Source organism: Aquimarina litoralis (genome assembly GCF_039523995.1).
Lineage (GTDB): Bacteria > Bacteroidota > Bacteroidia > Flavobacteriales > Flavobacteriaceae > Aquimarina > Aquimarina litoralis.
On the sequence record NZ_BAAAGE010000001.1, the window covers coordinates 1,374,465 to 1,389,073 of the forward strand.

The 14,609-nt window shown below is 31.7% G+C and carries 17 protein-coding genes; 7 read left to right on the forward strand and 10 right to left on the reverse strand.

The window, feature by feature from the left end:
* Positions 1-21: 21 nt before the first annotated feature.
* The 8 genes from ABD077_RS05625 to serS all read right to left on the reverse strand — a co-directional run bounded on the left by ABD077_RS05625 (position 22) and on the right by serS (position 7,209).
* Positions 22-387, reverse strand: a complete 366-nt coding sequence (locus tag ABD077_RS05625; RefSeq protein WP_299604250.1) for a cupin domain-containing protein — start codon at positions 385-387, stop codon at positions 22-24.
* A gap of 16 nt (positions 388-403) precedes the next feature.
* Complete coding sequence (locus ABD077_RS05630) at positions 404-805, reverse strand: acyl-CoA thioesterase (protein ID WP_343911305.1); 402 nt, start codon at positions 803-805, stop codon at positions 404-406.
* Between the two features lie 59 nt (positions 806-864).
* The gene (gene mgtE / locus ABD077_RS05635; protein ID WP_343911307.1) at positions 865-2,220 is read right to left on the reverse strand and encodes a magnesium transporter; all 1,356 of its coding nucleotides are present in this window, start codon (positions 2,218-2,220) and stop codon (positions 865-867) included.
* Positions 2,221-2,306: 86 nt separating this feature from the next.
* Complete coding sequence (gene rsmA / locus ABD077_RS05640; RefSeq protein WP_343911309.1) at positions 2,307-3,173, reverse strand: 16S rRNA (adenine(1518)-N(6)/adenine(1519)-N(6))-dimethyltransferase RsmA; 867 nt, start codon at positions 3,171-3,173, stop codon at positions 2,307-2,309.
* A gap of 1 nt (position 3,174) precedes the next feature.
* Entirely contained in the window at positions 3,175-3,591 is a 417-nt protein-coding gene (locus ABD077_RS05645) for a hypothetical protein (protein ID WP_343911311.1), read from the reverse strand.
* A 30-nt stretch (positions 3,592-3,621) separates the two neighbouring features.
* Positions 3,622-3,930 carry a DUF4286 family protein gene (locus ABD077_RS05650; RefSeq protein ID WP_299604239.1) on the reverse strand — a complete coding sequence of 103 codons (309 nt, stop codon included), beginning with the start codon at positions 3,928-3,930 and terminating at the stop codon, positions 3,622-3,624.
* A gap of 124 nt (positions 3,931-4,054) precedes the next feature.
* Complete coding sequence (locus ABD077_RS05655; protein WP_343911314.1) at positions 4,055-5,842, reverse strand: tetratricopeptide repeat protein; 1,788 nt, start codon at positions 5,840-5,842, stop codon at positions 4,055-4,057.
* 95 nt (positions 5,843-5,937) lie between these two features.
* Entirely contained in the window at positions 5,938-7,209 is a 1,272-nt protein-coding gene (gene serS, locus ABD077_RS05660) for a serine--tRNA ligase (protein ID WP_343911316.1), read from the reverse strand.
* A gap of 380 nt (positions 7,210-7,589) precedes the next feature.
* On the opposite strand from serS, the gene ABD077_RS05665 reads away from it, so the two are divergent.
* A complete protein-coding gene (locus ABD077_RS05665) occupies positions 7,590-7,967 on the forward strand; it encodes a hypothetical protein (protein ID WP_343911318.1) in 378 nt (125 codons plus the stop codon).
* Positions 7,968-7,984: 17 nt separating this feature from the next.
* Here ABD077_RS05665 and ABD077_RS05670 read toward each other — a convergent pair whose 3' ends face one another.
* Together ABD077_RS05670 and ABD077_RS05675 are read right to left on the reverse strand one after the other, a co-directional pair.
* On the reverse strand, positions 7,985-8,788 hold the full coding sequence (locus tag ABD077_RS05670; RefSeq protein WP_343911320.1) for a tetratricopeptide repeat protein: 804 nt from the start codon (positions 8,786-8,788) through the stop codon (positions 7,985-7,987).
* Entirely contained in the window at positions 8,785-9,345 is a 561-nt protein-coding gene (locus ABD077_RS05675; RefSeq protein WP_343911322.1) for an RNA polymerase sigma factor, read from the reverse strand. Before ABD077_RS05675 ends, ABD077_RS05670 begins: the two co-directional genes overlap by 4 nt.
* Before the next feature lie 97 nt (positions 9,346-9,442).
* Here ABD077_RS05675 and ABD077_RS05680 point away from each other — a divergent pair, with 97 nt between their 5' ends.
* The 6 genes from ABD077_RS05680 to ABD077_RS05705 all read left to right on the forward strand — a co-directional run bounded on the left by ABD077_RS05680 (position 9,443) and on the right by ABD077_RS05705 (position 14,331).
* A complete protein-coding gene (locus tag ABD077_RS05680) occupies positions 9,443-9,931 on the forward strand; it encodes a hypothetical protein (protein WP_343911324.1) in 489 nt (162 codons plus the stop codon).
* Between the two features lie 70 nt (positions 9,932-10,001).
* Positions 10,002-12,665, forward strand: a complete 2,664-nt coding sequence (locus tag ABD077_RS05685; protein ID WP_343911326.1) for a CHAT domain-containing protein — start codon at positions 10,002-10,004, stop codon at positions 12,663-12,665.
* A gap of 509 nt (positions 12,666-13,174) precedes the next feature.
* Positions 13,175-13,393, forward strand: a complete 219-nt coding sequence (locus tag ABD077_RS05690; RefSeq protein WP_343911328.1) for a hypothetical protein — start codon at positions 13,175-13,177, stop codon at positions 13,391-13,393.
* Positions 13,394-13,486: 93 nt separating this feature from the next.
* Positions 13,487-13,630 (forward strand): hypothetical protein, encoded by a 144-nt coding sequence (locus ABD077_RS05695; RefSeq protein WP_343911330.1) that lies wholly within the window; start codon positions 13,487-13,489, stop codon positions 13,628-13,630.
* A 162-nt stretch (positions 13,631-13,792) separates the two neighbouring features.
* Positions 13,793-13,969, forward strand: coding sequence for a hypothetical protein (locus ABD077_RS05700; RefSeq protein WP_343911332.1), 177 nt, complete (start codon positions 13,793-13,795; stop codon positions 13,967-13,969).
* 203 nt (positions 13,970-14,172) lie between these two features.
* A complete protein-coding gene (locus ABD077_RS05705; RefSeq protein WP_343911334.1) occupies positions 14,173-14,331 on the forward strand; it encodes a hypothetical protein in 159 nt (52 codons plus the stop codon).
* The last annotated feature ends 278 nt before the right edge of the window (positions 14,332-14,609 follow it).

Genomic DNA, 14,609 nt, shown 5'->3' on the forward strand with positions numbered 1-14,609 from the left:
TTTATAAATCAAAAGCCTTTTCTAAATATCAATATATTCAGATACAGTTCGTTCGGAAATGGTTTCTCCAGTATGTTTAGTGCTTGCCTTTTCAAATAATAATAGGTGTACTTCTTCATTATCTTTTGTGGTTGGGCAATGTTCAACACCTTTGGGTACCACAATAATTTCACCAGCTTCAACCTTTACAGTTTTATCTCTAAATTTCATGTAAAGAGTACCTTTTACTACCTGAAACAGTTCATCTTCATCATCGTGCTTATGCCATACAAAATCACCACATACTTTTGCTAGATAAATTTGATTATCATCAACGGTTGCAATACGATGCGGATGCCATTGCTTATTAAATTGCGAAAGTTTGTCTTTTATGTTTATTGCTTCCATGTTTTCGATTGATAAATTATTGATATGAAAACAAGGTACTTATTTCTTCGGTGATTCTTGTGGGTCTTAACGTTTCTTTATGTAGTAAGCACCAAGAGGTTTTGGCTGTTATTATCACCTTTTTGGTTGCTTCATTTATGATTTTGGTATGTCGTTCGCTTTTTGCACCACGATGATGATCAATCCAGGTGGTTATGATCAACTTTTCATTTTCAAAAGAGGGGTGATGATATTCTATATAATGATTAAGGACAACCCAAACATAGGTGTTTCTTAATTGGTTACTCGTCTTCGCTTCCCAATGTTTTTTGGCAATATCTTGTACCCATTGAAGATAGGTTACATTATTTACGTGATTCATATCATCAATTGCCGACGCAGGAACAGTAATATTATATTCAAATATTTCAGTATTCATATCATAAAGAATGCATTGTTCTAATGGAATAAGATACAATACTTAGCTGAATGTTATGGCTAAAATTCGAGGATTAATTTGGCAATATAAAAGAATAAGAAAATTCCAAAAATATCATTACTAGTGGTGATAAAAGGTCCGGTAGCAATGGCGGGATCTATTCCTCTTTTGTCTAAAATAATTGGTACGAAAGTGCCTATTAAAGCAGCTACAATAATTACGCTCATTAGCGAGATAGCAATGGTAAGACTAAAGGATATTTCGTATCCCATGATCATACCAAAAAGAATAATCAATAAAGCAAGAGCAGCACCGTTGATTAAGCTTAATCCAATTTCTTTTAATAAACGGTTCCAAAGACTTCCTTTTACGTTGTCGTTGGCTAAACCTTGAACGATAATAGCAGAAGACTGAACGCCTACGTTACCTGCCATAGCGGCAATAAGAGGCGTGTAAAAGAATAGGTCTCGTATTTGAGGGTTGTTCATGACATCTTCAAAATCTTGCATGATAAACACACTACCTAAACCACCAAAAAGTCCTAAAACTAACCATGGTAATCGTGCTCTTGTAAGCTCCCATACATTATCATCGGCTTCTACATCCTGAGAAATACCAGCTGCCATTTGATAATCTTTTTCGGCTTCATCTTTGATAAAATCAACCATATCATCAATGGTAATTCTACCTAATAAAACGGTCTCATTATCAACAACCGGAATTGCCTCCAAATCATATTTTTGCATAATCCTAGCAACTTCTTCTCCTTCAGTTGCTACATTTACATAATCTACTTTTGGAATATATACATCTTTAATATATGCCTTGGCAGAAGCAGTAAGTAAATCCTTTAGAGATAATCGTCCTTTAAGTCTACCTTTTTTATCAACTACATAAATAGAATGTACTCGGGTAACTTTTTCTGCTTGCCTGCGCATTTCACGCACGCAACCCGCTACTGTCCAAGTTTCTTTTACCTTCACTAATTCTTTAGCCATTAACCCACCAGCAGTATCTTCTTCATATAACAGCAGTTCTTTAATATCTTCTGCATGTTTTTCATCTTCTATTTCGGCAATTACTTCTTCTGCACGATGATCAGGTAATTCGGCAATAATATCAGCGGCATCATCCGTATCCATTTCTTCTAACTCTTCTGCAATTTCTTTTACAGATAAGTTTTCTAAAATACGTTCACGAAAATCTTCTTCTAACTCCATAAGAGCCTCAGAAGTTTTTTCACTATCTAGTAGTTTTATAATGTAGGTTGCCTGATAAAGGTTGAGTTCGCCTATTATTTCTGCGATATCCGCAAAATGAATTTCCTCAAGCATTTCTTGCAAATGAACATCCCCTTCTGTTTCCACAAGGTGCTTCACTTGGTCAATAAATTTATCGGAAATCTCAAATGCCATAGGATATTCGTTTATAGGAATTCTTTACAAACGCTCACAAAGATAACCAAAGAAATGAATTGCACTTTACAATGATGTTAAATGAATTAATTCACCGTTTTTTCTATGAGTAAGGTAAGTTCTATAAATTGAGTAACATCTAATTGTTCAGGTCTTTTGGTGAATAAGTCCATCTCTTTAATATCATCAGGTAATTGAAATGTTTTTAAACTATTTCTTAAAGTTTTTCTACGTTGGCCAAAAGCCGTCTTTACTACACTAAAAAATAGTTTTTCGTTACATGGCAATGTATAGTTTTCCTTTCTGATCAAGCGCAATACGCCACTATCTACCTTTGGAGGAGGATTGAAAACAGATGGAGGTACGGTAAATAGGTACTCAGCATCATAAAACGCTTGAGTTAATACGGATAAAATACCATACGTTTTACTTCCTGGTTTTTCACAGATACGTTGGGCAACTTCTTTTTGAAACATGCCCGTAAATTCTGGAATTCTTTCTTTCCTTTCTAAGGTTTTAAAGACTATTTGTGAGGATATATTATAAGGGAAATTCCCAGTTATCGCAAAAGGTTCGTTATCAAATAAAGTATCAAGATCAAATCGTAAAAAATCCGCTTCGATCACTGTAAAGCTACCTTTTCCATTCTTTATTTCTGGATGTTCTAAAGGGAAATTTGTATTGAGATACGCAATAGATTCTGTATCCAAATCCATAGCAACCAGATTGAGATCTTTCTGGAGTATGTATTTGGTGAGTACGCCCATTCCAGGACCAATCTCAATAACATTAGTATAGTTATTTAGCGTTAGAGTATCACCTATTTTTCTCGCTATATTTTCATCTTTTAAAAAATGCTGGCCCAAATGTTTTTTAGCACGTACAGCAGTTTTCTCATAGTTGGTTTTATCTTGAGAACCTTGCTTTTTATTTTTTTTAAATTTAGATGACATGCTATGATGGATTGATTTTCTCTACAAGAGTCTTTTCGATTTCTAATCGATCTTTTTTTCTAAACCAGGAAATTTCAAGATCAATCTTATGACCCTGTTTGGTTAGTAAATACGGTTCTGAACCTCCTTTTGCGCTATGAAAACTAGCTATAATTTCATATGGAATTTCCTGACGTCCAATACGCATATACTTCTCGTGAAAGCTTATCGATGGATTGTTCGATCTAATAATTAAAAATGCAGCTATTAAAAATGAAATGGTAAGAATGCCAACAACAATTTTTTCGAATAGTGAACTTTCTACAAAAAATGAGACGATATTAATGAATAGGCTTATAATAAATACCGCAAAGCCAGCACAAACAATGAGACCGAAAATTTTGATAGCATATAGTATGGACGCATGATATGTCTTCACAAATCTATTTTTAATTTTTTTAGGTATGAATTAGTGTTCACTAATAATTTCTAGTTCCGTTCTGAAAGCAACAAAGTGACCAGCAAATCTGTTAGATTTAGCACGCAATTGCTCTGCATTTTCTTGATAGTATTTCTCTAAAGTTTGCTTGCTATCGGTAGTGTACTGCACCGAATAAGTAATACCACCCATTTCCTCATCTACCAAAACTTTAGTCATTAGTGCTTTGCTAAATTTTCCTGTTGCTAACATATCTGGAATATGCTCACTTTTCATCCATTGTAACCACTCTTCGTTTTTGGATTCTTCAATATTGATAGTTACGTTATATATATACATGCGAATATTCTTCTTTACTATTGCTACTCCAAAAATTATTAATAGCAGACAAAGGTACAAAGAAGCTAAGACCTACTATTACTTCTTAGTTAATATTTAAAGTGACAAGTGATTAAAAGCGAATCTAATTTATAGCATCACCACGTAGTGCACGATATTTTTTTCTCGCATCTACAAAATAGATACTATCTGCATGATTAAAAATGAGCTTTTCATACAATTCTTTTGCTTTCTCAGGTTGGTTTAGTTGGTTTACATAGAGCTCAGCCAACCAATAATAAGCATCATCTACTAAAATGTCATCAGGATAGAATTCTATAATTTTTAGATAATTCACCTTCGCTTTTTCAAATTCCTGTTCTTTTTCGAATAATTTAGCTTGTCTCAGAAAGGCTTCATCTTCTATCTTTTCTCCTTTATGATTGACCAAAATTTCTTCATATTTGGCAATAGCTTCCAGGTTTTTATTCTGAAAAGATAATAAGTCTCCTTTGGCAAAAATCTTAAGAGCTGTTTGTGTAGAATCTTCTAATGAATTGTCACTAATAATGAGACTCAATTCCATTGCATCATTTGCAATCAACTGAGAAGTTGATGATTTTAAAACATCCAGTTGTGTTTGCGCCCATGCAAAATCCCCTTTATAATAGCTGGTTTTTGCCACTTTAAAACGTGCATCTTGGGCAAGAAAATTATTTTTTAGGGCATTTTGTACCTGAGAATAATAAATTAATGCTTGGTTAAACTTTTGATCCAATACCAAGATATCCGCAATTTTCATTTTTGCTCTAGATGACTGAAATCTAGATAGTTTTTCTTCCTTTAATAGGCGTTTTAAAAAATCAATTGCTTGTTGCTTTTCATCCTGATTAAAAGCTAAGAAATGAGCATAGTCTATTTGTAATCCGATAGTCTCTCGAGATTTTCCATAGGTCTTAAATACTTCTGTATACTGCTTATTAATTTCTTTATAGTCTTTTTTTTCTGCCAGATCTGTTTTTGCTTTTAGAATAATCTTATGGGCAGTAAGTTTCATGTCGTTTCCAGCGGGAGCTTTAAGGATATAATCCAAAATTTGCGTTGCGGATTTGATGTCTTTATCGCCTATGGCAATTCTGGCAAGCCCGATAATACCTTGCAGACCTTCATCTTTACGTTTGTAAATTGCTTTTTCTTGCACAAAAGCTTTTTTAAAATCCTTTTGCTGTACAAAAAGCCAACTGAGCATTTCGTTATAAATGATATCTGGATTTTGTTGTAGTTTTTTAATCAATAATTTTCTGAAGATAACATTAGCTTCGTTAAAAGGATCTTCAGTTATATATTGACTAAAATTTCGCTGTACAATATTTTTGTAATTGGGTTGTAAAATGAGCAGAGAAAGGTAACTATTGAACATCTTTTCTAGTTTTCCTTGTTCTCCATAGATCTTGGCAAGTTGTACGTTGAAATTAGAACCTGGATTAGAGGCCATACCTCTCTCATAGATCAAAGCAGCTTGATCCAAAAGGTTATATTTTTCAAAAGTCTGAGCTAAAGAATAAGCAGCATTTACATTATTACTATTAAATATTTTAATAGCCTTATCATAATACATTTTTGCTTTTTCCGGGTTTCCCTGAACTTCATAATGATGCCCAAGTTCCACTAACAATTGCGCATTACTAGGTTTTCTCTCAATCTGCTTTTTCAGAATTTCTTCTGCTTTATCAAATTGTTCTAGCTGCTGGTGAGCTTCTACAAGACCTAATAAATAAGTAGTTCTATTTGGGTTTCTAGAATGAAGCTTTTGATAAATAGAAAGTGCTTTTTCATATTGACCTTGCTGTACATAGTTCTTTGCCAATTGTTCGGATTGACCGAAAACAGGCGTTAAGAAAGCTAAAAATATAATGATAGCAATAAAGCGCATTCTGCAAGTTTTTTTGTAAATATAGCAAAATGCGCTTTGATATAATGTTATAGATACTGTTAAACTAGTATGCTAACTATTCATTATAGTATGTGTTAATCAATATATTCGAATCCACAATAAGGAACCAACACATCCGGAATTTTAATTCCATTAGGTGTTTGATAGTTTTCTAGAATTCCAGCAAGTACTCTCGGTAGAGCTAAAGAACTACCATTTAGCGTATGCGCTAATTGGTTTTTACCATTACTATCTTTGTATCTAAGTTTTAAACGATTCGCTTGATAAGATTCAAAATTTGATACAGAACTAATTTCTAACCAACGATCCTGAGCGGTAGAAAAAACTTCAAAATCGTAAGTGAGTGCAGAAGTAAAACCAATATCGCCACCGCATAATCTTAAAATTCTGTAAGGTAATTTAAGTTCGTTCAGAATTTCTTTTACATGAGCGACCATTCCATCTAATGCTTCATAAGAGTTTTCTGGTTTTTCAATACGAACAATCTCTACTTTGTCAAATTGATGTAAACGATTTAACCCTCTTACATGAGCTCCATAAGATCCAGCTTCTCTTCTAAAACAAGGTGTGTATCCAGTACAAGTAATTGGAAGATCATTTTCATTTACCAAATTATCTCTAAATAAATTTGTTACAGGCACTTCTGCCGTAGGTATCAGGTATAGATCATCTGCAGTTACATGATACATCTGTCCTTCTTTATCTGGTAATTGACCAGTTCCATATCCAGAAGCTTCATTTACCAAATGAGGTACTTGGTACTCTTTATAACCAGCCGCCGTGTTTTTATCTAAAAAGTAACTAATTAGTGCACGTTGTAATCGTGCTCCTTTTCCTTTATATACTGGGAATCCGGCTCCTGTAATCTTTACACCAAGCTCAAAATCAATAATATCATATTTCTTCGCTAATTCCCAATGAGGTAATGCCCCTTCTTCTAACACAGGAATTTCTCCTTCTCTAAATACTTCTTCATTATCTTCATCACTTTGTCCATTAGGAACAGAATCATGAGGGATATTCGGAATCGTATACAAAAGTTCAGTAAGTTCCGTTTTTACCTCTGGAAGTCGATGTTCCAAAGAATTCATACTTTCCTTTATTTGAGAAGCTTTTTCTTTTAGAATATTAGCCTTTTGTTGTTCTCCATTTTTAAATAAAAAACCAATTTCTTTATTTAATTTATTAGAATCAGCTTTTATGGTGTCTAATTTTGATTGCGTAGCACGACGCTCTTCGTCTAGACTGATAACCTTTTCTAATATCTCAGCAGCATCAAAATTTCTTTTGGCTAGAGCTTTAATGTACTCCTCTTTATTGGCTATGATTTGTTGTGCAACTAACATTGTTTTTGTTTTGGGCGATTCCACTCGTCTCCTCGTGGTCGGGCTATTCGCTATATCTTTTGTTTTTTCATTCTACAAGCTCAGAATTAAAAAACAAAAGGATGCCGCTAGTATCCCTTTCGCATTAAAGAAGCAAATTTAAATAAAGATAGAAAACGAGCATAGTATTATGTGAGTAAAAATTAGTAGGAGTCGATGAAAATTTTAATCAAGTAAACCAGACTTTATCTTTTTATATTTTTTGACAGCATTTTAGGGATAACATTTTGATATTATTGTTTGTTTAATCGATAAAAAATGTATTTAATCGATAAAATTATTTTTTATTTTGAAGTTTTTTCTTACATTTACGTAAAGAATAATCAATACACACCCCCAACATGAAACCATTATATTTTTTATTTACCGTATTTTTTATTCACACAATCTCTGCTCAGAATCTGGATGATAAAGACATAATTATTGCAGATTTTACCAAAGGATATAATTATCTTTCTCCATCAATGATTTTTGATTTATTAGACGAAAAGTATCAAGAGAAAATGACTATGGAAGAAATTGATCGTTTTCTAGACAGTACGAATCAGACCTTAGGAATGATAGAAGACTGTCGAATGATTTCAGAAAAAGATGGAGAAAAATCATATATCATGCAAGCAGAAAAATCTTCGATGATTATGAAGTTTGAGTTTTCTGTAGACAATAAAATTACGCACTATGAGAAGGAAGTTTTAGCAGCTTCTATTCCTACATTTTGAAGTTCGGTTAACAATATTTATTGTTCATATGTATCGAGATCTTTCAGTAATCTTTTAGCTTTTTGATCATTAAAATAAGAATTCTTAATTATAATTTGTAGTATTTGTTCGCATTTCTCTAGATCTTTTGCTTTTAAATATAAAAGAGCTTTGTACCAATATCCTTTTTCTGAATCAACAAGATCACTATGAATGAAAATATCCAAACTAGCCTCGGACATGGCAAATTCTCCTGTTTCGGTTAGAGATATTGCCTTATACAGATATAATGTGCTATTTTCTGTATCTACTTTGAGTAATCTATCAACGTATAGTAATGCTTCTTTATAGTTTTTATTTTTGAAATTTCTTTCAGCTAAGGTTAGATCTTTTTGTACTTCTTTGGAATTTCTAGTGACAAGAGAGGGTAGTTCATCTGTATTATAATTTGCATATATTTCATCGATAGTGAATGACTCGTCCTGAGGATAAAAGTTAATAAGTACAGCAAATATTACAGCTGCTGCAACAGCAGAAAAGAAAGTCAATCTTCGTATTTTGACTTTACGCTTTTGGGTGGTTGTAGCTTTTTGAATTACGTGCTTTAATCTATCAGAATTATCACGAAACAATGTAGCATATTCTTCTACTTCAGTGGTGTTTATTTTTGAGGCATAACTCCATTCTTTTTCATTTAGAGTTTCAAAAAGTTGTTTCTCTAAAAGAAACTTTTCTCTTAAATCAAGATCAATAGTAATTTTATCTAAAAAATCATTTCGTTCCTCTTCAGAAAGTTTATTTCTTAAAAAACGCTCAATTAATATGTCTTCTTCTAAACTCATAATTCTTTAAGTGAATTATACCTTTTATCTTTTTTAATTAACTCCGTCAGTCGTTTCTTACATTTAAATACTCGTTGTCTTACAACCAATTCGGAGGAATATTCTGTTTTGGCAACAATTTCCTCATAGGGTGTTTTTGCAAAGAAGAGTGTTAAGATCTCTTTACAATTACCAGTAATTTCCGCAAATTTTTCGATAAATAATTCTTGTCTCTTTTGCTCAATAAGTGCATATGAATTATCTATATATTCATCATGTACTTCAACTTTTTCTACATTTGTTACCCTCTTTTTATGAGAATTTAACTCTCTGCGCCATAAATTTTTACAAATGGCTATTAAATAAGCATCAAAACTACCAGAGATAGTAAATTTTTCTTTCTTGTATCTAATTATTATTTGAATAAGACCTTTCTGAAATATATCCTCTGCATCTTCAGTATTTCCACTATTGAGAAGGATAAACTTTTTAATTGAAGGAAAGTTTTTATCGTATATCTGTGTAATTATTCTCGAATCTTCTTTCGCAAGCTCTTGTAGAAAAAAATTACCGTCCATAAATAATTGTTAAAACGCAAAAATAAAATTTTATACTTTTGCTTGGGTAACTTTTCAGTTTTTTATGAAGAGTAGGGAAATAAATAACGTAAAAAAAATGAGGAAAAACATTATTTTAGGAGTGCTAAGCTGTCTGTTCTTGTTTGCTTGTGAACAAAACGAAGAACTTACAGAGACTGAAACGATTACCACAAAGAATTTTAGAAACCCCGGAGGAAATACTAATTCTGCATTTCCAGATTTAACCTTTGTAGATGGCACTCCTGTGCAGTATACGATCGAAGATATAGAAGTGGTGGTAATTTATGAAGCAGGAGCTACCGAAGCTCAGAAAGCAGAAATTAGAGCTAGACACGCGACGGAGCATGGACCAGTTACTGTAACAGCTTGTTCGCTAAACGCTAACGGAGAAACTTGGAGTTATCGAGATTTAGTTATACACAACTGGGAAGACGCTCCATATCAAGATTTGAATCGAAGAGCTACAGATCCTATTGAAGCTGAGGATCCTGTAGAAAAATCAGTACTTATTAAAATTGATTATAGAACATATACAATTAATGATCCAAATATTGTTTGTGATTAATTAAATATTGAGAATAAACAAGATTAAATATCTCATCTACTTTTGGCTGCTTATAGGATACATAGTACCTATGAGTGGCCAAAATTCTTATGAAGAATTTGTAAAACTCAAGAAAGACAAAAGGGTAGTTAGAGAGATAGAGAGTGATCGATTCTTACACTTTGCGAAAGATACTGCACATATTATAGAAATGGCGCATTTTTTTTCTGTACAATGGTACAATAAGAAAAAATACGATCTAGCTATAAAATATGCGAAGATTGAGATAAGGCATTTCAATGACCAACAAAAAAAAAGTGCTTTTTATGAAAATGCTCTTTATAATTTAGGGAGATTTTATTTTAAAAATAGAGAGTTTGGAAAAGGAGTTCATTGTTTTAAAACTGTAATAGAAGCTAATATTACACAAATAAAGGTTGCGAAGTCCTATGATGAACTTGGTAAGTATTATAGACGAAAAGGAGAATTATATAAAGCTTGGGATTATTCTAAAAAAGGAATTTACTTATTAGAAACAAAGGTAAATAAGAACTATTCATTAGAATCAAGTCTCTTATCTCTGTATATCAATACTACAATTATTTGCAATGAGCTAGATACCAAAACATCTACAAAGCATGGCATCGAATTGTTAAAAAAGGCGGATAGCTTAATTGAATCAAACCAAAGACTGCTATTTGCAAATAAATTTTATTCCTTTAATGTTACTTACGCTAATTTATATGCTAACAGTTATTTGAATGATTTTAGTAAAGCTAAATATCATTATACAAAAAATTTACAAAGAGGGATAAAAGAAAATGACTCTTCTGTGATTTCTAATTCTTACGTTAATCTCGGAGAGTTATACTATCGTCATCAAAAGGATAGCGCATTATTCTATCTACAGAGTAGTTTGCAATTTAATAGCAATGATAAAATTCGAAAAGCTGAAAGCTATAGAAATATTTCTGATTATTATAGGGAAAAAGGGAACTATAAGTTAGCATTAAAGAATATTGAAACTTCTTTGAGTTGGAGCTTTGGGCAAAATGGAAATATTACTAGTGACATTCCTTCACAATATCAATTGTTTGAAACTGGAGATCGAAGAGATGTTTTTAAGGCAATTAAAATCAAAATAAATATTCTGTTTCAGTTATACAAAAAAACTAAAGATTCTAAGTATCTGAAAGAAGTTATCCATACAGTAACAATTAGTGATCGACTTGTAACTGTTATTTTAGAGAATAGTTTTGAGATTAATACAAAATTATTATGGCGAAAAGAAGCATCAGATGCTTATGTCAAGGGTGTGCGTGCAGCTTGTCTTTTAGAGGATAAAGATGTAATGTTTCATTTTATGGAAAAGAATAAGGCTTTATTGCTAATACAAAGCATTAAAGAAAATACAGTTCAATACGATTTACCAAAAGAATTGTTGGACAAAAGATTAGCACTAAAAGAAAGCATTTTAAATCTAGAAGATAACATAAACCAAAACCAAGATGTCTATACCAAGGAGAAAGATTCTTTATTCGAATTAAAAAAAATCTATCAAGCTTTTAATGATTCACTATACAAAGTAAATCCAAAATACTTTGATGAAAAATTGAGAATAGAACAGATTTCATTGTCAGAGGTAAAGAAAAATTTAGATCCGAATACGGTAATTATCGAGTATGCCTTAGATGAACAAAATAATGAAGAGAAAAATATATTTGGACTTGTTATTACTTCTAGAAATACATTTAGTTTCGAAGTAAAAAACACTAATGACTTATTAATTAAGTTAGAGCAATATCGAAGTTTAATATCAAGACCTTTAAAGAAGAAAAAAGAACTAAACGCTTTTAGAGAAGTTTCATACTTATTATATCAACAACTTTTTCCAGGAGAACATCTTAAAAAATTGATTAAGAATAAACATTTACTATGTATTCCGGATGTTACAATGCAAAACATTCCTTTTGAAGCTTTTAACGTAAGTAAGGAATCATTAGAGTATTTAATTGAGCAAAATGACATTAGTTATGCGTACTCTGCATCTTTTTTAGAATATAACAGTAAGACTAGAAGAAATACAAACACTGATTTTATTGGTTTTGCACCGATTCAATTTTCCAATGCAAATCTTTCTGAGTTGAGTACCACCGAAAAAGAGGTTTTGTCTATAAGTGCCGTGGTAAAAGGGGAAACGTATTTATTGGATCAGGCAAGTAAAGAAATGTTTATGAAGAAGAGTGAAGAAGCTAGAATAATCCATTTAGCTACTCATGCAAACTCTGGAGAAAAACCTGAGATTTACTTTTTTAATGATACAATTAAACTTCACGAACTTTACACATATAAAAATAATTCTGATCTCGTAGTATTAAGTGCATGTCAGACCAATCTAGGAAAAATTAATAAAGGTGAAGGTGTCTTCAGTTTAGCAAGAGGTTTCTTTTATTCTGGTGCAAATACAGTTGTTTCATCTTTATGGAATGTGAATGACACATCTACTTCCAATATTATGAAAGATTTCTATGAAGATCTAAGTACTTCTTCTTCTAAAGTTACTGCACTAAGTAATGCTAAACGAAAATATCTAAAAGAGCATTCTTTATCTGAAGTTTCACCTTATTATTGGGCCTCTTTTGTGTTAATCGGAGATACGAATCAAATCTTTGAAAACAACTTCATATACTACTATATTGTAGGACTTCTAGTCCTTATCTTCTTTATTTTCATTTTTTTCAAAAAAAAAGGGTAACAAATTTCAAAAGTGTGAAGAGTAGGTAAACGAAATTCATTTTGAAAAGATTCAATAAAGATTCAATACCGTTTTATGAAAGGAATAATTTTTTAGGAAAAATCAATTTTCTAGTGCTTAAGAAAATAATTAGCTTCTTAAATGTGGTCTTCTTTCTTAGTGATTTTTGAAAACAAAGGGAATAATGAAAAAACAAAACACAGTTTATCCTCAAAGCAAAAACCAGAATATAATACTTATTACTATGTGGTAAGTGCAATATAAATCTGGAAATGCCAAATCTAGAAGGTACCTGGCTAGAAACGGCAAAAGGAGGGGAATCAAAAATCAATAGTCGTATAAGTATTACGCAGCGCAGGATTTGTTTTGTGCTTGGATGGGTATTGTCTTAGTTGTACTGGATAATTCCATAGAAAAGAAAAATAATTAACGGTTTGGTAATCGTATTGACACAAACTCTGGGTGTCATTAAATGTTCAGAGAAATTATTCAAATTTAAATTATCTATTATGAAAAAATCATTGTTAAACTTAGGAAGAGCTTTAAACAGAAATGAACAAAAAGGAATCAAAGGAGGTATTTCTTTTACTGACTCTGAGGATATTTGTGCAGGTGGTGGAGATATATACAGACCGGGACGTTTAAGAGGTTGTGCTTGTACTAGCGACTCTCAATGCGGAACTGGCAGGTGTGATACGTCTGGTTTTTACGGAGGAGTTTGTGCTTAATATTCTTAATTAAACTTTTAAAATCAGGAAAAAAAGTTGATAGAATTTGGTAAAACAATCAGTAAATCAGAACAAAAAGATATTCAATGAAGAGTGACCTTAAATTACACTAATGGTGGAGGTACACTTGGAAGAGGAAGTCTGTGTCTTAAAAATGGTTCTTACGTTTATCAAAGATGTAATGAAGGTTTACGATGTGATACTGAAGGAACTTATGCAGTTGTTATTTGCGGATAAATAGATTTTAAAAGGATGAAACATCTACTTTTAGGAATGATTTACCATCGTTCCTAAAAGTTTCTCTAACATAAGAGATGTTTTTTGAAATATAAAATTGACATACGCCTTGATTGTCATAAAATGTTCAGGGATTTAATCATTTTATTAAAATTATTACTAATGAAAAAATCATTGTTAACCTTAGGGAAAGTATTAGACAGGAATCATCTAAAACAAATCAATGGTGGTCACTTTGATCATTTAGAACACGAAGATGATGACGAGTACACTAGTGATTGTGAAGAAGGTCACTGTCATTTTTATAGAAATGGTTTAGGGTATTGTTATAGATGCTAAAGGTGACTATAAGCAATCATCATTAAACCACAGAAAAACTCTAAATAGAGAAGAGTTAAAGCAAATTAATGGGAAAGGCAATATCTAATGGTGTGCTGGGAGAAATTCATTCCCAGAAGGGTATTGTTTTGGTAGTGTTGTTATTAGACAATGCTGCGTTTAAAACTATATAATTCTTAATTAACAAATAAACTATTAAAACCATGAAAAAGTCATTATTAGAATTTGGTAAGAAACTGAGCAAATCAGAGCAATTACAAATTAACGGAAAAGGAAATATCTACTGGTGTGCTGGAGGAAATGCACATACTACAAATAGATGGTGTCCTGTGAGATGTTTTAAAGGTAATTGTCTATTATAGTTTAGTGAACAAGAGCTTCATATGTTGAAGCTCTTGTTTTTTGTCATAGCTATATGATCATCTACCATACTTGTTATTAAGTTTTGTTATATCCAACAATAAACAGGTTTTGAATTAAAAACCAATTAGGATAATAGAATTATCAAAAGTTAAGTGAATCAAAATAATCAGACTGTTACAATGATGTTTTTGTTCCTTTGTTTTTTTATAAATTATTATTTAAAAAGCATTTTTTACATTCATTTAACGTACATTTTCCAAACTATTATCAAATAAAA